Here is an 18,466-nt window from a genome sequence, read left to right as displayed (position 1 = left end):
CTGCCGGATTTTTTACATATTGTTAAAATATTGGCGAATGACAGGGGCGAAAAAAACGCCCTTGACAAATCGTCAACGGGCATTATTCATTATTTCTGTTTCTTCAGCGCTCTCAGGACCTCACACAGCTTTTCTACGTCATCGCTTGACAGCTCGTCGAAGCGGTCAAGCTCGTCCTTTACCGTGGCGATGACTGCCGAGCCGCTGCTCTTTTTGTGCCTTGAAAGGAAGAACGATGTCAAAGTCGAGGTAAGCGAGCCTATCAGCCCTATACCTACCAGCATCAGCACCATTGCTATGATCCTGCCGTAAACGGTGTGAGGGGAGATGTCGCCGTAGCCCACGGTGGTGGCGGTGACGAATGCCCACCATATGCCGTCGTTGTAAGCCATGCCCTCGGCGTAGTGTATGAGCACGCCGCCTGTGATTATCGTCATGACCGTTGCAAATACCACGTATTTGAAGCCGTTGGTGTTGTAAAACCGCCGCAGCTTTCTTAATGGTCTTGACAAAAAAGCGATTATCCTCAAAAGTCCTATTACCCGAAGCACGCTGTCAGCCCTGCCGCCGAAGGGCAGCGGGAATACCCCGTGTATCGGTATAAGCGCTATCACGTCCATATAGTTGTGCTTTAAAAAGCGCTTTTTGTCCTTTGCCTTGGCAAGGCGTGTTATAAGGTCGGCAGTGAAGATAAGATATATAACTATAAACAGCACCCACTCCCATTTTCTGAGCGACTGTATTGTGTCAAGAAGTATCAGCACCGAAGCCACCGCTGCCAGCGTGCTCATTAAATAGTCATATATCTTATGAATAATATGCTGCTTATCCATATTGATCATCTCCTGATAGGCAAATAATGCTTTTGCCTGCGCAAATAAAGCTGCCGCACATTTGCAGCAGCTCTGTTTGGTTTTGAATTTAAGTGCTGAACACAAGCTCGTTTATCACCCTTCCGGCTATCATCATGCCTGCCACCGGCGGCACGAAGGATGTCGAGCCGGGCACGGGGCGCCTGTCAGCCGCCATATCGAGCAGTATATGCGGCTTTACCGGCTCTTCCCTGGAATAGCACACAGTCAGCCCTTTTATGCCACGCTTTTTGAGCTCGTGGCGCATGACTCTCGCAAGGGGGCAGACGCTTGTCTCAAACACATCTGCTATCTCCAGACGTGAGGGGTCTGTCTTGTTGCCTGTGCCCATTGAGGATATGATGTTTACCCCTGCTTTTTTGGCGTTTTCTATCAGCAGCAGCTTTGAAGTCACCGAGTCGATAGCGTCTACTATGTAGTCATACTCGGCTATCGGTATGCTGTCTGCCGTCCCGGCGTTATAAAACAGCGTGTGCGCCGTGACCCTGCAGCCGGGGTTTATATCGAGTATGCGCTCCTTTGCGACCTCTGTTTTATACCGGCCGACAGTGCTTGTCAGGGCGTAGAGCTGCCTGTTTATGTTGGTGATATCCACCGTGTCGCTGTCGATGAGGTCTATAGCGCCTATGCCGCTTCTTGCAAGCGCCTCTGCTGCATAGCTGCCTACACCGCCTATGCCGAACACTGCAACACGCTTTGCTGCCAGCTTTTGCAGCGCATCGCCGTAGATAAGCTCTGTTCGGGTAAATCTTATGTCCATTGTTGTGACTGTCCTTTCAGAAAGTATCAAGCACGCTTTTTACCTCGCCGTCCTGAATGTAGGAGATGACTGTTTCCAAGTTTACCTCCTCGCAGGAGCGCAGGATATTTATCTCTAAGTTTTTATTATCCTTTGCAAGCTCTGCGATAAGCGCCCTTGTCCGCAGCGTGCGCATATCCTCACTTTCAGAGGACAGGGGAGCGAGGGCTTCAAGGCTGTTGTAGCGTGCAAAGGCCTCGATATCCGCACGCCTTATCAGCACGCCTGCCCTGATAAGCGTAAGTCCGTCTGCCTGCTCGCAGGGCGGCAGAGTCTCCAGCCTGCCGTCATAGAGCTGACAGCTCAGCGTATGCTCTATGCAGTCATCAAAGCAGTCGGGCAGTGCGAGCTTGTTAAAGCCGTGCTCTATGGCATAAGCTGCCGGGTCGTCTGTCGGTATGATGTCGAGCCCGAAGACCCTTGCCTGCTGCTCGCCGCTGCCGACAAAGCTGAGCTCAAACTGCGTCTCGCTGTATTTATGCAGCCGCTGATAGCACTTTGCGACAAGCAGCGATGAGATATCGCCACGCACCACGCAGGCTATCCTGTCGCCGTCATTTACGAGCGAATACTCACGCCCTGCCTTGACAAAGCGGTGCCAGATGTTCTTTTTGTATTTTTTGACTATTGAAGTTTCGATCTGTTCGGGGGTGGGCATAGTTACTCCTTGGGGCATATCAGTTACCTGTTACCTATTACCTGTTACCTATTACCTGTTACCTGTTACCTGATATAGATGCTCTCCCCGATATCTCGGGGAGAGAGTGTGTTGTTTTAAACTGTCACGGGGCTTATCTTCCAGATATTCTCCGCATAATCCTTTATCGTTCTGTCAGATGAGAACTTGCCTGCGTTGCACATATTGAGCCAGCATTTTCTTGCAAATGCCTTTTTGTCGGTGAAGTCCTTGTTGACCCTGAGCTTGGTTGCAACATAGTCCTCCAGGTCGCCCAGCAGGTAGTAGTGGTCGGGAACGTGCCAGCTTGCGCCGTCTGTCAGAGCCTTGTAAAGCTCCTCAAAGCTGCCTTCCTCGTCTGAGGGAACGCCGCCGTCGGTCACAAGGCCGTTTATCAGCACGTTTATGACACGGTTTATCCTGTCGTTCTCAAATGCGAGCTTTCTTGGGTCGTATTCGGGCATTATCTTCTCTAAGTCCTCGACCCTTGCGCCGAAGATGTAGTTGTTTTCCTCTCCTGCTTCCTCGGCTATCTCGATGTTTGCGCCGTCGTATGTGCCGAGAGTTACCGTGCCGTTTAACATCAGCTTCATGTTGCCTGTGCCGGATGCTTCTGTGCCTGCTGTGGATATCTGCTCGGAAACGTCAGAGCCTGCCACGAGCTTTTCAGCGTAGGAGACATTGTAGTTTGAAACGAACACTACCTTTATGAGGTCTTTGGTGGCAGGGTCGTTCTCTACCACTCTTGCTATCTCGTTTATCAGCTTGATTATTGCCTTTGCACGCCTGTAGCCGGGGGCAGACTTAGCGCCGAAGATGAATGTCGTGGGTGTGAAGTCCTTTATCGAGCCGTCCTTTAGCCCGAAGTAGATATAGAGGATAGAGAATGCGTTTAAAAGCTGTCTCTTGTACTCGTGAAGTCTCTTTATCTGCGTGTCAAATATAGTGTTCGGGTCTATCTTTATGCCGTCGTGAGCGAAGATGTAGTCTGCAAGCTGCTGCTTTTTGAGCTGCTTGATGCTGATAAACTCATCTATCACCTTATCGTCGTCGGCGTACTTTTCAAGCGCTTTGAGCTGGCTTAAGTCCTTTACCCAAGCATCGCTGCCGAGCAGCCTTGTTATAAGTGCGGAGAGCTCCTCGTTGCACAGTGCGAGCCAGCGGCGCTGTGTTATGCCGTTAGTCTTGTTCTGGAACCTCTCGGGATAAAGCTCATACCAGCCCTTGAGGGTGTCTGCTTTGAGTATCTCTGTGTGTATCTGCGCTACACCGTTTGTATAGCTCGAAGCATATACAGCAAGATTAGCCATTTTGAGCTGGCCGCCGTCAACAGGCGCAAGCTCCTTGATAAACTTCTTGTCCTTGCCGAGTTTGTACATCTCGCAGTAGAAGCGCTCGTTTATCATAAGGGCAAACTTGAACACTCTCGGCAGCAGCTTCTCAACGAGCTTGGTGCTCCACTTTTCAAGAGCTTCCTGCATTACCGTGTGGTTTGTATAGTTGAAGGTCTTCCTCGTTATCTCAAATGCCTTTTCAAACTCGTAGCCGTTTAAGTCAACAAGTATTCTCATAAGCTCTAAGATAGAGATAACAGGGTGTGTGTCATTAAGCTGTATGGTGACATACTCATATAAGTTGTCGAGCGTGCCGAATTTTGCCTTGTGCTTGTTTGTTATATCAGCAAGCGAAGCCGCCGAGAAGAAATATTCCTGCCTGAGCCTTAACACCTTGCCCTCGTCAAAGTTGTCGTTGGGGTAGAGCACCTTTGAGATGTTTTCGGCAGCGGTCTTTGCCTTGACCGCTTCTTCGTACCTGCCGTCGTTGAAGGCTGTGAAGTCAAACTCATCGTCAGCCTCAGCCTGCCACAGGCGCAGAGTGCCGACGTTCTTTGTGCCGAAGCCGATAATAGGCATATCGTAGGGAACAGCCTTAACTGTCATGTCGCTGTATACTACATTTACCGCCTGAGTGTCGCATCTTCTGCTCCACGGGTCGCCGTATCTCTGCCAGTCGTCAGCATACTCACGCTGGAAGCCGTCTTCTATAGTCTGCCTGAAAAGGCCGTATTTGTATCTTATGCCGTAGCCGTCGAGCGGCAGGTCGTGTGCTGCTGCCGAGTCAAGGAAGCAGGCAGCAAGTCGGCCAAGTCCGCCGTTGCCGAGCGCTGCGTCCTGAATGTCCTCCATATCGGCAAGGGATCTGCCGTTTTCTTTGAGCACAGCGTCCACCTCGTCCTTGATGCCAAGGCATAGCAGATTGTTGTAAACAGCCCTGCCCACCAAAAACTCCATAGAAAGGTAGCAGGCACGTCTGCTTGCAAGGTGCGCCTTGCGGCTCTTGTCCCAGTTGTCGTCAATAAGCCCCATTACAGCCTCGGAAACTGCGTCGTGCAGCTGCCACGAGGGGGCGTTCTTAAGGTTGCTGTCAAATTTGTTTTTGAGCGTCTCGTTAAGCTCTTTTAAGAATGCGGTCTTATCCATTCGGGTCTTCTCTCCTTTTTTCAGGCGTTGCCGCCTTTATTCTTCTTTTCAAGTTTCAGCGCCTTGCGTGAGCGAATGCGCCGTTTTATATCCTTATAGTGCAGCAGGCAGTACATTCCGCCGCCGAGCAGCACTATCAGAAATATCTTTGTCACCGTGCCGGCAGGTGTGTTCATAAACAGCAGAAATCTGTAAAGCGGCTTGTCAAGGCTCTTTTCGCAAGTCTCATACCCCTCGTCGCTAAGAGCTATCGCACCGTCACGCCTGATAAAGCATACATCCAGGTCCTTATGGCGGATAACTGTGTCGCTGCTGTCTTTGATGTCAAGGTGCGCCTTGATAACGCCCTTGTCGGCATCTGCTTTGAACTGCACCTTTTCGCCGTACTTGGGGTAATATCCGCCGTTCGTGCTCTGGGTGCAGACGTATTTGTCAAGAGCAATGGTCGAGTAGCCGAAAAGCTCGCTCGTTATAAGCTCGCCGCCCTCAGCTTCGAGGGTGAGCTTTGCCGATGTGCCCTCGGGCATTTTCTCGTGTGTGCCGAATGCCACAGTGAACACGGGCGATTCATCGTCATCGACCACCTCATCGTCTATCTCGGCGATAAGCTCGGTGTCGGGGTCGCCGTTTTCCTCATCGGCACAGGCATTTATGCAAAGACTTGCAAACAGCACTCCGCAAAGGAGCACTGCTGCAAGCTTTCTCAGTCTGATATTTATTCTCATTGATTAGTCCTTATCGTGTTCGCTGCCCGCTGATTTTTTACTTATTCACTATCCGCTGAGCGGGCATATGTAAGCGTTATTCCTCGCCGTCCCAGCAATATGTGCAGAGCTCGCACTTGTCCATGCCGATAGATTCTATCATATCGTCAAGTCTGTGGTAACGAAGCGATGTGAAGTTGAGCTGCCTGCATATCTCGTCGAGCATTTCCTTGTAGTTCTGGCTCTCGGGGTCTGCGTAGTCCTTAAGTGTCTCCATTGAGACATCGTCGCCTTCACGTTCTCTGATTATGCGCCTTGTGATAAGGTCCATCTCCGAGCTTGAACGTGAGAAATTGAGATACTTACACCCAAAAAGCAGGGGAGGGCAGGCAGGGCGGATATGAACTTCCTTAGCGCCGCTTGCGTAGAGGTATTCGGTAGTCTCACGAAGCTGTGTGCCTCTTACGATAGAGTCGTCTATCAGCAGCAGGCTCTTGTCCTTTATGAGTGACTCAACGGGGAGCATCTTCATCTTGGCTATCTCGTTTCTCTTTGACTGGTTAGTCGGCATAAAAGAACGAGGCCATGTGGGGGTGTACTTTATAAACGGTCTTGAGAAAGGCACGCCGGATTCGTTAGCGTAGCCTATAGCGTGTGCCGTACCTGAATCGGGAACGCCTGCAACGAGGTCGGGCTTTACGTCGTCACGCTTTGCGAGCAGCTTGCCGCAGTTATAGCGCATCTCCTCAACGGAAAGACCCTCATAGCTCGAACAGGGGTAGCCGTAGTATATCCACAGGAATGAGCATATCTTCATCTTCTTCTGGGGGGCATATATCTGCTCAACACCCTCAGGGGTGATGAACACTACCTCAGCAGGGCCTAATTCCTTAAGGTGAGTGTAGCCAAGGTTGAGGTATGCAAAGCTCTCGAAGGAAACGCAGTAGCCGTCCTCCTTCTGGCCGAGCACGCAGGGTGTTCTGCCGAGCCTGTCACGGGCAGCATAGATGCCCTTATTTGTCATAACGAGCAGAGTCATCGAGCCGTCTACGCTCTCCTGAACATACCTGATGCCCTCTGCGATGCTGTCTTTCTGATTGATAAGTGCAGCCACGAGCTCGGTGGGGTTGATATCGCCGCCGCTCATTTCTAAAAAGTGCGATGTGCCGCCCTTATAAACGCTCTCAACGAGTTCATCTGTATTATTTATCTTGCCGACAGTTGTGATAGCATATGTGCCGAGGTGGCTCCTGACTATCAGCGGCTGCGGCTCATAGTCGGATATACAGCCGATACCGATAAAGCCTTCCATTTTATCGACTTCGTCCTGGAATTTCGTGCGGAAGGGCGAGTTCTCGATATTATGTATCGAGCGGTCAAAGCCCTTGTCACCGTAAACTGCAAGGCCTGCACGCCTTGTGCCGAGGTGAGAATGATAATCCGTACCGTAGAAAAGATCGAACACGCAGTTCGTTTTAGAGACTGCACCAAAAAATCCACCCATTTAAAATGCCTCCCGAAAGAAAAGAATACACGTTGTAAAGTATAATGCATACACTAATATAATAGCATATTTCACCCGTTTTGTCAATTGAGCGAGCCGGCGGTTTTTGTAGATATATTATAAATTTAGTGTGGTGATTTTATTTATATTGACACCGTTCAGAGCGTCTGCCAAAGCGTCTTGCCAAGCAAAAAGCCCTTGACAAAAAGCCAAGGGTGTGGTATAATTTATGTAAGGGAATAGCCCGAGCCCCGGAGAGAACTGCTACATTGCTCCCCGGTGTTATTGGCCTCCCTGTATTAAGAATGAACGATGTAAAACACCGCCAGCCTTCTGAGGTTTATGGCGGTGCTTTACTTTTATAAAAAGCTCAGCTTACTTCTTTTTACGGAAGATAAGGTAGCATAGCGTAACAACAGCCACGAGCAGTTCCATAAGTGAAAACAAGCTCTCATATGTAACATAGTCCTGCATAGCCACCACCCCCTTGACCTTTTTGGGGAAGTACCGCCTATTCCATAGTTGAAACTCAGACTATTTGTATTATAGCATATATTTACCAATATGTCAACAAGCCCCCTCACCTGTCATAAAGTGAGGGGGCTTGTGCTGTTATCATATCTCAAACGGTGCGAGCGGTATGCCCGACTTGCCGAATATAGTCACCTCGGCGTAGTTAAAGTAGTTATACCTTGCTTTCCTGGGCTCTGCTACTTTGTCGGAGGATATGAAGATCCTCTCACCGTCGATCTTTGCATCGGCAGAAACGAATTCGCCGTCAGCGCCGGCTATCTCAAAGCCCTGCGCTTCGCCCTTCAGGTCAAAGCCGCCCTCGGCGTGCTCAAAGCTAAGCTCTATGCCGCCGTCTTTGAAAATATGCGAGCGGTACATCGGCCCGAAAGCGTCCACGTCCATGCCGTAGAACAGCTTCTCTGCCTGCAAACAAAGCCTCTCGCCGACGGGTATCTTGTCTACCGGGTGAATGTTGTCAAGCTCGCCGCAGTCAAGTATCACGGCGATACCTGTGTTCTTTACTGTCTTGTAGGCCTTCATCTGTGCAGCCCTTATCTTGCACCAGTGCTTGTAGTCGGGGTCTGCCTTGTATTTGAACATCGGCAGCTGTGTTATGATAAAGGGCAGCTCGTCGTCGCCCCACTTCTCTCTCCACAGCCCGATAAGCGAGCAAAGCAGCCTGTAATAGCTGTCAGGCTTGTGGTCGTCGCTCTCGCCCTGATAGTAGAGAAAGCCCTTTACGGTGTAGGGGCATACCCTCATTATCATAGTGTCAAAAAGCCCTGTCGGACGGAAGGGGTTGTATTCGCACATCGGCCCCGGCCAGAGGTTCTTGCCTATGCGCTCCTGAAGCTCGTCCCAGCCTATCTTCGGCTCTTTAGCGTAGACCTCTCCGGCCTTTTTATCCCACTCGGCAGCATAGCGCTCGTAGTCACGGTATTCTTTGAGCTGCTGTGAAAGGCTCTTGCCTGCTATCTTTTCTTCGTACTCATCAAGGTATGATCTAAGCTCGCTGTCACGCTCAAGGGTCGCTCTGTCTACCCAAGCAGAAGCAGATGTGCCGCCCCAGTTGCAGCCTATAAGGCCTACAGTCACGCCGAGTTCTCTGGCGAGCTTTCTTGCAAAGTAAAAGCCCACAGCGCTCCACGCCTTCGAGCTCTCAGCGCCTGCCTTTGCCCAGCAGTTGTTTGCCTCGTCAGCATAGAACATCTCATCAATATAGCCACGCTTCTGTGTGTAGTAAAAGCGCACGTTGCAGCTCTCGTCAAGGTCTTTGAGCACGTCCTTGCCGTGTACCTCGTTCTGCAATTCAAGCTCCATGTTCGACTGTCCGCCGCAGAGCCATACTTCGCCTATCATAATCCCCTTGAAGGTGAAGCTGTTGAAGCCGTCAGAAACGGTCATCTCGTACTCGCCGCCTGCGCTCATAGGCGGAAGCGTGCAGATCCACTTGTTGTTATCGTCTGCCGCAGCCGAAACCGACACGCCGTTAAGGGTGACAGTGACCTTTCTGCCCTTGTCATCAAGCCCCCAAACGGCTATGTTCTTGTCACGCTGGAGCACCATATTATCTGTGAAAATATTAGCGACTTTAAGCATAGTTATTCCTCCTTGAAATCAGTAGGCAAACTGAATTTACAAAATTGCAGCAAGTGCTGTAACGATTATTGGCATTAGTCCGAGCAGAATAAAGGCGATATTACCTTTATTTTTATGTTGTTTCTGTTCAGATCTCTTTTCTTCTGTTATAGTATCTCTTAACTTATTAAGGATCGGCTCAGAGCAGTCGGTCTTTTTGAAGATCATCATCTTATTGATCTCGGTAAAACAAATAATATATTCTCCGTCTTCAAATACTTCGCTTATTTTGTTATAGTAGATTTTTGAGGTGGATGTTTCATTATCTCTGAAAATATGATCGTCATAAAAAATGTAATGGTTTATATTGCTTTTGTTTTCCTGTAAAACCTTATATGCCTTTTTTATGTTTCGTGCTAAAAAGATAAATCCCATAAGAATAAATGTGCCAATGATCAGAAGCAGAGTGCTCCAAGAATTAAAAACCGGGTTCAATACTTTGATCATAATAGAAGACAGGATATAAATAATCGCAATTATTATGATACACGTGTCCCAATGCTTGTTTCTGCATTTTACACCAAGTTTATATTCCTCATAAGATATATTAGATTCGATTTCACCGATCTTGTTTTCCATATTTTTTTCCTTTCGGCTATAACATGAAGAGTAAATTATCGATCTTCAATTACTCTATAAAACTCTTCATGCCTCTCTCACGTCTCCATTCGAGGTATTCCTCGTATGTGCCTGCACGGTCGATGCAGCCGTCCTCGGTTATCTCGATGACACGGTTTGCGACTGTCTGCATTATCTCGTGGTCGTGGGAAGCAAATATCACAACGCCCTTGAAGTCACGAAGACCGTTGTTTACAGCGGTGATGGATTCAAGGTCTAAGTGGTTTGTAGGTCTGTCAAGTATAAGGCAGTTAGAGCCGAAAAGCATCATGCGTGAGAACATACACCTTACCTTTTCGCCGCCCGAGAGCACCTCAACGGGCTTGTAGATGTCATCGCCCGAGAAAAGCATACGCCCTAAGAAGCCACGCAGATATGTGTCAGTTATCTCCGACCTTGAATAGGGGCGCAGCCAGTCAACTATGCTCTCCTTGTGGCCGTTGAAGAACTCGCTGTTGTCCTTGGGGAAGTACGATGTGGTGATAGTCTGTCCCCAGCGGAATGTGCCCTCGTCAGGCTGCTCCTCCTCCATGAGTATCTTGAAAAGCATCGTGATAGCCTGCTCGGATTCACCTACGAAAGCCACCTTGTCGTTTCGGCCTATGGTGAAGGATATGTTATTTAACAGCTTTACGCCGTCAACTGTCTTTGAGATGCCTTCTACCTGAACTATGTCCTTGCCGGGCTCTCTGTCCATGTCAAAGCCGATGAAGGGGTATTTTCTTGAAGAAGCAGGCATCTCCTCTACGCTGAGCTTGTCTATCAGCTTTCTTCTTGCCGTAGCCTGCTTGGACTTTGACTTGTTGGCCGAGAAGCGTGAAACGAATTCCTGTAATTCCTTTATCTTCTCCTCGGTCTTCTTGTTCTGCTGCTTCATAAGTCTCTGCATCATCTGTGACGACTCGTACCAGAACTCGTAGTTGCCGACATACATCTTTATCTTGGTGTAGTCGATATCGACGATGTGGGTGCAGACATTATTTAGGAAGTGTCTGTCGTGCGATACAACGATGACAGTTCCGAAATATTCCTGTAAGAAATCCTCCAGCCAGCGTATAGCGTCTATGTCGAGGTGGTTGGTAGGCTCGTCAAGGAGTATCACGTCAGGGTTGCCGAAAAGCGCCTGCGCAAGCAGCACCTTTACCTTCTCGTTGCCCGAGAGACCCGACATCTGAGAATAGAGTATCCCCTCATCAAGACCTAAGCCCTGAATTAGCTTGGAAGCGTCAGACTCAGCCTCCCAGCCGTTTAATTCTGCAAACTCGCTCTCCAAAGCGCCTGCCTTCTCGCCGTCCTCCTCGGAGAAATCCTCCTTGGCATAGAGTGCGTCCTTTTCCCGCATGATGTCATAAAGGCGCTTGTTGCCCATTATAACTGTGTCGAGCACCGTGTACTCGTCAAATGCGAAGTGATCCTGCTTTAATACCGACATACGCTTGTCCTTGGGCATGGAAACCGTGCCTGTTGTCGGTTCAAGCTCGCCGTTGAGTATTTTAAGGAATGTCGATTTGCCTGCGCCGTTTGCGCCAATAACGCCGTAGCAGTTGCCCTCTGAGAATTTAAGGTCAACGTTTTTAAAAAGTACCTGTCCGCCGAAGCTCAGGCTCACGTCTGAAACTGTTATCATTAGCTTTACCCTCCAATTAAGTCAAAAAACATCAAATACCATTCTATAATACCACGAAACAGAGCTTTTGTCAATTATTGATTGACAAAAAAGACAAATAGTGCTATTATAAATGTATATATGCAAAAATGAATGCAAAATGCATAATGCACAATGCATAATGAAGGTGCGCCTGCGGCGGCTAAAGATCCATCGCCCGTAAGGGCGATACCGTAATTATGCATTCTTAATTATGCATTATGCATTATAAAAAAGGGGTCGTGGTCGTTTTTAAATGGACATTTTTATTATAGCGATACTTCTCATACTGTCGGCGATATGCTCGGCGACTGAGACGGCGTTCTCGTCGGTAAACCATATAAGGCTTAAAAACTACGCCGCCGAGGGCAATAAAAGTGCAAAGCGTGCGCTGGAGATAACCGAGAATTTTGACAAGGCGCTGACCTGTATACTCATAGGCAACAACGTCGTGAACATCGCTTCATCTGCACTTGCCACCGTGATATTCACCGATAAGTTCGGCAGCGGCTCGGTCGGTATAGCCACACTTGTCATGACAGTGCTGGTGCTTATCTTCGGCGAGATAATCCCTAAAAGCCTTGCCAAAGAGAACTCCGAGAGCTTTTCGCTTTTCATGGCAGCGCCGCTAAAAGCAGCAATGCTCATACTATCGCCGCTTGTGTGGATATTCACAATGATAAAAAACGGCGTGTCGGCACTTGTCGGCGCTAAAAACGACGAGCCCTCCGTCACTGAGGAGGAGCTCAAATACATCATCGACGAGATAGAGGACGAGGGCGTTTTAGAGGAGTCGGAAAGCGAGCTTGTGCGCTCGGCGCTCGAATTTGACGAGACAGCCGTTTCGCAGATACTCGTGCCGAGGATAAATATAATAGGCGTCGAGGCAGGCGAGAACCCCGAGACTGTCAGGGAGATATTCGTAGAATCAAAATTCTCACGAATACCCGTGTTTGAAAAGACGATAGACAAGATAGTCGGCATTCTCCTGCAAAGCGACTTCTACGAGTTTTACATAAACCACGAGGAGGGGCAGACGATATCCGATATCATGACCGCCCCTATATACATAAGCGAGATGCAGCTCATCTCGCAGGCACTGCGGCAGATGCAGCGCAAAAAGGTACACATGGCGGTGGTCGTTGACCAGTACGGCGGAACAGAGGGCATATGCACCCTTGAAGACATCATTGAGGAGCTCGTCGGCGAGATATACGACGAGAGCGACGAGGAGGACACCTCGTTTATCCGCCTTGGCGACGACACCTTTGATATATCGGCAGAGCTGTCGGTCAGCGACTTCCTTGAACGCATAGGCGCAGAGGAGGACGAGATAGAGAGCGATATGAACTCTATGGGCGGCTACCTCATGGAGGTCTGCGGCCATGTGCCTGACAACAACGAAGTGACCTGTGCGGGCAGGTTCGAGCTCACCGCCGTAATGGAGGGCGAGCAGCGCATAGACCGCATAAAGGTAAGGATAATAGACAAAGAGAAAGAAGGCAGCACATAATGGGCAAAAAGATAAAGAAGGAGCCCCTGACCGGGGCAGAGAAGGCATACAGGGGCTTGGGAATAGGGCTCTTTGCGTACACGGTAGGCTGTGCAGGCGCAGGTGCGGTGATATTCCCTAAAATGACAGAGACTGAGAACAGAACGCTTGCAACAGTCATGTCGGCGATATTCTTTGCATACTTTGTATTCGTAGTCGTGCAGATGATACTGGCATTCAACTACTACAGAAAGACCGAGCATTTTGCAGGTGTAGGTCACGGTGTGGTGCTTGCGGCGACTACTGTCATAAACATAGTCAATCTACAGTTTTTCCTTGTTATGTTCTTTGAGGGGCTTGGAAAGACTGAGACTGCAAAGAAGATAATCGGCGGCAGCTCGGAGACAGAGTATCTGCAAACGCTTTCCGGAACATGGACAGCGCTTCTTTTCGGCATGATAGCCGTGATGATACTTGGCATCCTCTGCACGGTAAAGCTGGTAAAGAGGATAGGAGACAACTAAGGAGGAATTATCATGAAACTTTTCAGAAAAGTAATAGCTATAGTGCTTACAGCGGCTATAGGGCTTTGCATGGCATCGTGCGGTGACTCGGACAGCTCGGCATCATCGCAGAAAAAGTCAGGCTATGAGAAGACAGGCAAGTTTGTTATTGCGCTCTACCCCGAATATGCGCCGATAAGCTGCGAGAACTTTGAAAAGCTCGTAAATGACGGCTTCTATGACGGAACGCTTTTCCACAGGATAGTTGAGGGCTTTATGGCTCAGGGCGGCGTAGGCGTTGACGGCAAGACATCAGACACTATCAAGGGCGAGTTTTCCGGCAACGGCGTAAAGAACGACCTTTCCTTCAAGAGAGGCATAGTAGGCGTTTCAAGAGGCGAGGGAAATGACAGCGGCTCAAGCTCGTTCTTTATCTGCTTTGCAGACAAGAGCGCTTCTCTTGACGGCAGATATGCAGCCTTCGGCGAGGTAGTTGAGGGCATGGACGTGGTAGACGAGTTCTTAAAATGCGAGAGAACGGCAAACTCTATGGGCGAGCTGGCATCGCCTGTTTACCCGATAACTATAGACAAGGCAGTTATGCTCGAAACAAAGGACGGCGAGCCTCACAAGGCAGAGTTCACAGTTACCTACAGCCCGAGGGGAGCATAAATGGAAGCACTTATCAAATGGTTCGTCTCGCTGCTGCCGAAAAAGTTACAGGACATATACTATAAGTACGAGGAGAAATGGCTCTACCTCGTGTTCGGTGCGCTGACGACCCTTGTTTCTATAGTCACAAAGCTGATCATATTCCACGCTGTGCCCGGCAACCCCAAGTGGGAGAACACCTGCGGCGTTGTCGTGTCGTGGATATGCGCTGTGACGTTTGCGTTTTTCACAAACAAGAAATACGTCTTCAAAAACGAGACAAAGACATGGCCTGAGTTTTTCAGGGTCATGGCATCGTTTTTCGGGGCGAGGCTTGCGACACTCGTTATGGAGTGGCTGATATTCTTTATCTGCTGCGACATATGCGATATGAATCAGACTGTGATAACCTTTGCAAGCCAGGTGTTCATATTCATAGCTAACTATGTGCTCAGCAAGCTGTTCGTGTTCAGAAAGAATACTGATCCCAAAAAGGAGGGCTCGTGATATGAAAAGATTACTTGCTGTAATACTGGCAGCAGCCATGACCTTAGCGCTCGTCTCCTGCGGCGATGATGACAGCAGCGAGAAAAAGAGCAAAAAGGACAAGTCTTCATCTTCAAGTGTTGATATGTCGAAGTTTGACGATATGGCAGGCGAATACGAGTGCGTTGACGTTATCACCAACTTCAACGGTTCTGACGCAGGCTACCGCCCCAGCGAGGTCGAGGAGCGCTTTAAGGGCAGCACCATAAAGCTCGAGGGCGACAAGCTCGAAATGGAAGGCAGCAGCTTCAGCCTTAATGCCAAAAAGAGCGAGAACCTTTACTACACATACATGGTGATCGCCAAGGACAGCGGCTACGACGAAAAGCCGCACAACAGCGACAGAAAGTTCTGCCACAAGGATTACGAAGGCCCTGTGTGGTTCATGTTCGCCAAGGAAGGCACCGACCAGGGCGGCGACACACCCGTTGCCAGGGACACGATAGAGATGTACTATTCCCCCTCCGGCACGCAGGACTGGTACTTTGCGCTGACGTTTGAGAAGAAGTGATATAAAAAGGGGCTGCAACAGCCCCTTTGGCTTTACCTCTTGACATTTTAGCTAAAATGAGGTATAATAAACTTAGCTAAAATACAGGGAGGTGCTTTTTATGATGATAGCAAATGCAACGGATTTTCAGAATAACTTCGGGCGCTATCTGCAAGCAGTCCAGGAGGGCGAGGAGGTCATAATTCTCAAAAACGGAAAAGAAACAGCAAGGCTTATCTCGCACGAAAAAAGTGTTGAGTTTCTTTCACAGCAGTTAAGAGGTATATTAAAAAATGATCGTGATGAAAAAGCTATTCGTGAGGAAAGGCTGAAAAAATATGAAGATCCTGATTGATACAAATGTGATACTTGATGTCCTTTTTAACAGAGAAGATTTTTTTCAGAGTTCTTCAGCTATATGGGATATTTGTGAAGCAAAAAACACAGAGGGATATATCTCTGCTTTGTCTATTCCAAATATAATATATATTATGAGAAAAGAGCTTGATCCTCAAAAAACTTGTCAGCTTATCGAACGTATAACAATGATATTTAAAATCGTTGAGCTTAAAGAAAGTGACCTTAAAGCCGCCGCAGCTATGTATACGGATGATTACGAAGATGCTGTGCAGATGTGTCAGGCCAAGCGCATAGGCGCTGACCATATCGTCACACGCAATGTCCGTGATTATAAAAACAGCCCTGTGCCGGCACTGACGCCGACGGAATACCTGAACAGATAACAAAAAGACCAGCCCGAACCGGACTGGTCTTTAATCATGCCTTGAAAACTATCAGCCGAGAACAACCTCGATCTTGGTGTTCTCTGTCATCTTGCACTCGCATACGAAGTTGCCTTCAATTGCTTCGCCGTTAACAGTCATCGACTTAACGCCGGACTGAACGTGATCGGGGTTCTTGATCTCGATGGAGAGGTGCTTGCCTCTGAAGTTCTTTTCTATCGAGAAGCCGTCCCACTCGTGGGGGATAGAGGGGCTGATAACAAGACCCTTGGCGTTGGGTCTCATACCGCAGATACCCTCAACGCAGCCTACCATAACAGTAGAGCCTGTGCCTGTGAGCCAGTGAACGTGTGAACGTCCTGCATAGGGTGAACGTGTAGCCTCGGTGAACTGGCCGTGAACGTAGGGCTCCATGATCCTGACCTCTGCCTTGTCGTTCATGGAAGCCGGAGCGGATTCGAGGAAGTACTCAAATGCTCTGTCACCTCTGCCGAGCAGAGATTCTGCAAGTATAGCCCAGCCCTGTGTCTGCGAGAAGATACCGCCGTTCTCCTTTGTGTCGGGGTTGAAGATGTGCATGAGCGCACCGTCAAAGTAGTGATCTACATAAGGCGGCTCCATGATCTTGACGCCGTAGGGGGTGTTGAGTATCTCGTGTACCTTGTCCATAGCAGTCTCAGCCTGCTCCTTTGTAGCAAAGCCGGAGATAACTGACCATGACTGAGGATTGAGCCACATTGAAGCCTCGGGGTCGTTCTTTGCACCGACAACTACGCCGTTGTCACGGATACCTCTGATGAATCTGTCCTCGTCCCAGCAGTCAGAAAGGCTCTTGCCAAGCTCTGCCTGTGCCTTCTCTATGTATGCGATGTATTCTGTGTCGTTCTTTTCCTCTGCCCATGCCTTGATAACGCTCATAGCATAGTAGAGCTGGAATGCAACGAAGGTGCTCTCGCCCTGCTTGCCCATTCTTAAGCAGTCGTTCCAGTCTGCGTGCAGGCCTGCCGGCATCTTGTGAGCGCCGAGTCTCTCCTGCGAGAAGCGGATAGCGTTCTTTAAGTGCTCGTAAACTGTAGCGCTGCCGCCGCCTTCCTCTGCGTAAACTATCTCCTCATCGAGGAATGCTGTGTTGCCTGTCTCGCCGATGTACTTGAGTATTGTCGGGAAGAGCCAGAGAGCATCGTCAGCTCTGTAGGACGGGTGGCCTGTTTCCTTAGCGTATACGCTGTTCTCGTCGTTCTCGTCGGGGCAGGTCTCGTGTCCTGCGTTGTGGTCGAACTTAACGAGCGGTAAGCCGCCGCCGTTTGAGACCTGAGCAGAAAGCATGAAGCGTATCTTCTCAGCTGCAAGCTCGGGGTTGATGTGGATAATACCCTGGATATCCTGAACTGTGTCTCTGTAGCCGTAGCCGTTTCTGAGGCCGCAGTAGATGAAGGAAGCAGCTCTTGACCAAATGAAGGTGATGAAGCACTGATAAGCGTTCCATACGTCAACCATGTTGTTGAATTCCTCGGAAGGAGTCTTTACCTGGAAGTTGTCAAGCTCGCCGTGCCAGTAGTCAACAAGCTCCTTGAGCTCTGCATCTACCTTGCCTGCTGCCTTGTAGCTGTCAAGTATCTCAGCAGATGTCTTCGGGTCCTTCTGGCCGAGAACATAGATGAGCTCCTTTGTCTCGCCCGGGTCGAGCATGAGCTCGTTCTGGAGTGCGCCGCAGGCGTTGGAGTTGAAGTTTAGCTTGTTGTCGCAGAAGCCTCTCTCTACAGCAACGGGATTGCCGTAGTCTCTGTATGAGCCGATGAAGCTGTCAAGGCTGCCGTTGTATGCCGAAACAGGTGCGCCGACAACGCCGAAGAAACGCTCTCTGTGGTTGGAGCCTGTCTCGTCCTTGCCGCTGTTCTCATTGATGTGCTGAACTATCTTGTTGCCCTCGAAGGAAGTTCTTGTTATAAAGAGGGTGTACTGGAGGTTTACCTGATCCTGCTCGTAGTTGTTCTCGTTAGTGAACTCGATAAAGCCGAATGTCGAAAGGCTCCTTGCTCTGTCGGAATTGTTTGTGACTTTGAGTCTCCATACCTCGTATGTAGCATTTCTCGGAACATAGTATGTAAGCTCGGAAGCTATGTTTGCATACTCGCTCTTGACAGTTGTATAAGCAGTACCGTGGTGGCACTCTGTCTTGTACTTTGAAAGCGGCTTGCCTACAGGCTGCCATGTAGCGCCCCAGTAGTCCTTTGCGTCATTGTCTCTTATGTAGACATATCTGCCGGGGAGGCCGATGTTTGAGTTAAAGCGGTATCTCGCAATTCTTCCGTTAGCGCCGCTCTTTACAAAGCTGTAGCCGCCGCCGCTCTGTGAAACGATAGCGCCGTATTCGGGCGAGCCTAAGTAGTTTGCCCAGGGTGCAGGCGTATCGGGTCTTGTGATGACATATTCCTTGTTTTCAAGATCAAAATATCCGTACTTCATTGGTACACACTCTCCTTAAAAATATATTTGCAGCAGCTGCTGCATTGGTTTCATATTTTAAGGCATAAAGCCCAAGTCTATTTTAACATATTATGCAAAACTTTACAAGGGGGTCGGGAACAAAAA

The 18,466-nt window shown here is 49.2% G+C and carries 17 protein-coding genes; 7 read left to right on the top strand and 10 right to left on the bottom strand.

Annotated elements, in window-relative coordinates; genetic code table 11:
* Positions 1 to 89: 89 nt before the first annotated feature.
* The 9 genes from CD05_RS0112970 to CD05_RS0112925 form a co-directional block, all read right to left on the bottom strand.
* Positions 90 to 833, bottom strand: coding sequence for a potassium channel family protein (locus CD05_RS0112970; protein WP_028510848.1), 744 nt, complete (start codon positions 831 to 833; stop codon positions 90 to 92).
* 88 nt (positions 834 to 921) lie between these two features.
* Positions 922 to 1,632, bottom strand: a complete 711-nt coding sequence (locus tag CD05_RS0112965; protein ID WP_028510847.1) for a tRNA threonylcarbamoyladenosine dehydratase — start codon at positions 1,630 to 1,632, stop codon at positions 922 to 924.
* Between the two features lie 16 nt (positions 1,633 to 1,648).
* Positions 1,649 to 2,329: a hypothetical protein gene (locus CD05_RS0112960; protein ID WP_028510846.1), complete on the bottom strand. Its 681-nt coding sequence runs from the start codon at positions 2,327 to 2,329 to the stop codon at positions 1,649 to 1,651.
* A 116-nt stretch (positions 2,330 to 2,445) separates the two neighbouring features.
* Positions 2,446 to 4,827 carry a glycogen/starch/alpha-glucan phosphorylase gene (locus CD05_RS0112955; protein ID WP_028510845.1) on the bottom strand — a complete coding sequence of 794 codons (2,382 nt, stop codon included), beginning with the start codon at positions 4,825 to 4,827 and terminating at the stop codon, positions 2,446 to 2,448.
* Between the two features lie 20 nt (positions 4,828 to 4,847).
* Positions 4,848 to 5,552 carry a hypothetical protein gene (locus tag CD05_RS0112950; RefSeq protein ID WP_028510844.1) on the bottom strand — a complete coding sequence of 235 codons (705 nt, stop codon included), beginning with the start codon at positions 5,550 to 5,552 and terminating at the stop codon, positions 4,848 to 4,850.
* Between the two features lie 76 nt (positions 5,553 to 5,628).
* Complete coding sequence (locus CD05_RS0112945) at positions 5,629 to 7,035, bottom strand: amidophosphoribosyltransferase (protein ID WP_028510843.1); 1,407 nt, start codon at positions 7,033 to 7,035, stop codon at positions 5,629 to 5,631.
* Positions 7,036 to 7,650: 615 nt separating this feature from the next.
* Positions 7,651 to 9,147, bottom strand: coding sequence for a sialate O-acetylesterase (locus CD05_RS0112935; RefSeq protein WP_028510842.1), 1,497 nt, complete (start codon positions 9,145 to 9,147; stop codon positions 7,651 to 7,653).
* A 36-nt stretch (positions 9,148 to 9,183) separates the two neighbouring features.
* Positions 9,184 to 9,765, bottom strand: a complete 582-nt coding sequence (locus CD05_RS0112930; protein WP_028510841.1) for a YcxB family protein — start codon at positions 9,763 to 9,765, stop codon at positions 9,184 to 9,186.
* Between the two features lie 49 nt (positions 9,766 to 9,814).
* A complete protein-coding gene (locus CD05_RS0112925; protein ID WP_028510840.1) occupies positions 9,815 to 11,431 on the bottom strand; it encodes an ATP-binding cassette domain-containing protein in 1,617 nt (538 codons plus the stop codon).
* A 274-nt stretch (positions 11,432 to 11,705) separates the two neighbouring features.
* Here CD05_RS0112925 and CD05_RS0112920 point away from each other — a divergent pair, with 274 nt between their 5' ends.
* The 7 genes from CD05_RS0112920 (at position 11,706) to CD05_RS0112890 (ending at position 15,874) form a co-directional block, all read left to right on the top strand.
* Positions 11,706 to 12,962, top strand: coding sequence for a hemolysin family protein (locus CD05_RS0112920; protein WP_028510839.1), 1,257 nt, complete (start codon positions 11,706 to 11,708; stop codon positions 12,960 to 12,962).
* Positions 12,962 to 13,465 carry a hypothetical protein gene (locus CD05_RS0112915; protein ID WP_028510838.1) on the top strand — a complete coding sequence of 168 codons (504 nt, stop codon included), beginning with the start codon at positions 12,962 to 12,964 and terminating at the stop codon, positions 13,463 to 13,465. The genes CD05_RS0112920 and CD05_RS0112915 overlap by 1 nt, the downstream gene beginning before the upstream one ends.
* A gap of 12 nt (positions 13,466 to 13,477) precedes the next feature.
* The gene (locus CD05_RS18650) at positions 13,478 to 14,116 is read left to right on the top strand and encodes a peptidylprolyl isomerase (protein ID WP_037323012.1); all 639 of its coding nucleotides are present in this window, start codon (positions 13,478 to 13,480) and stop codon (positions 14,114 to 14,116) included.
* Complete coding sequence (locus CD05_RS0112905; protein ID WP_037323011.1) at positions 14,117 to 14,602, top strand: GtrA family protein; 486 nt, start codon at positions 14,117 to 14,119, stop codon at positions 14,600 to 14,602.
* Between the two features lies 1 nt (position 14,603).
* Positions 14,604 to 15,152 (top strand): hypothetical protein, encoded by a 549-nt coding sequence (locus tag CD05_RS0112900; RefSeq protein WP_028510836.1) that lies wholly within the window; start codon positions 14,604 to 14,606, stop codon positions 15,150 to 15,152.
* Positions 15,153 to 15,252: 100 nt separating this feature from the next.
* The gene (locus CD05_RS0112895) at positions 15,253 to 15,486 is read left to right on the top strand and encodes a type II toxin-antitoxin system prevent-host-death family antitoxin (RefSeq protein WP_028510835.1); all 234 of its coding nucleotides are present in this window, start codon (positions 15,253 to 15,255) and stop codon (positions 15,484 to 15,486) included.
* Positions 15,470 to 15,874 (top strand): PIN domain-containing protein, encoded by a 405-nt coding sequence (locus tag CD05_RS0112890; RefSeq protein WP_028510834.1) that lies wholly within the window; start codon positions 15,470 to 15,472, stop codon positions 15,872 to 15,874. The genes CD05_RS0112895 and CD05_RS0112890 overlap by 17 nt, the downstream gene beginning before the upstream one ends.
* 51 nt (positions 15,875 to 15,925) lie before the next feature.
* Here CD05_RS0112890 and CD05_RS0112885 read toward each other — a convergent pair whose 3' ends face one another.
* Positions 15,926 to 18,340, bottom strand: a complete 2,415-nt coding sequence (locus CD05_RS0112885; RefSeq protein WP_028510833.1) for a glycosyl hydrolase family 65 protein — start codon at positions 18,338 to 18,340, stop codon at positions 15,926 to 15,928.
* Between the last annotated feature and the right edge of the window lie 126 nt (positions 18,341 to 18,466).

The sequence above is a fragment of the Ruminococcus sp. NK3A76 genome, assembly GCF_000686125.1.
GTDB lineage: Bacteria > Bacillota > Clostridia > Oscillospirales > Ruminococcaceae > NK3A76.
This window is presented reverse-complemented; position numbering and strand designations above follow the sequence as displayed.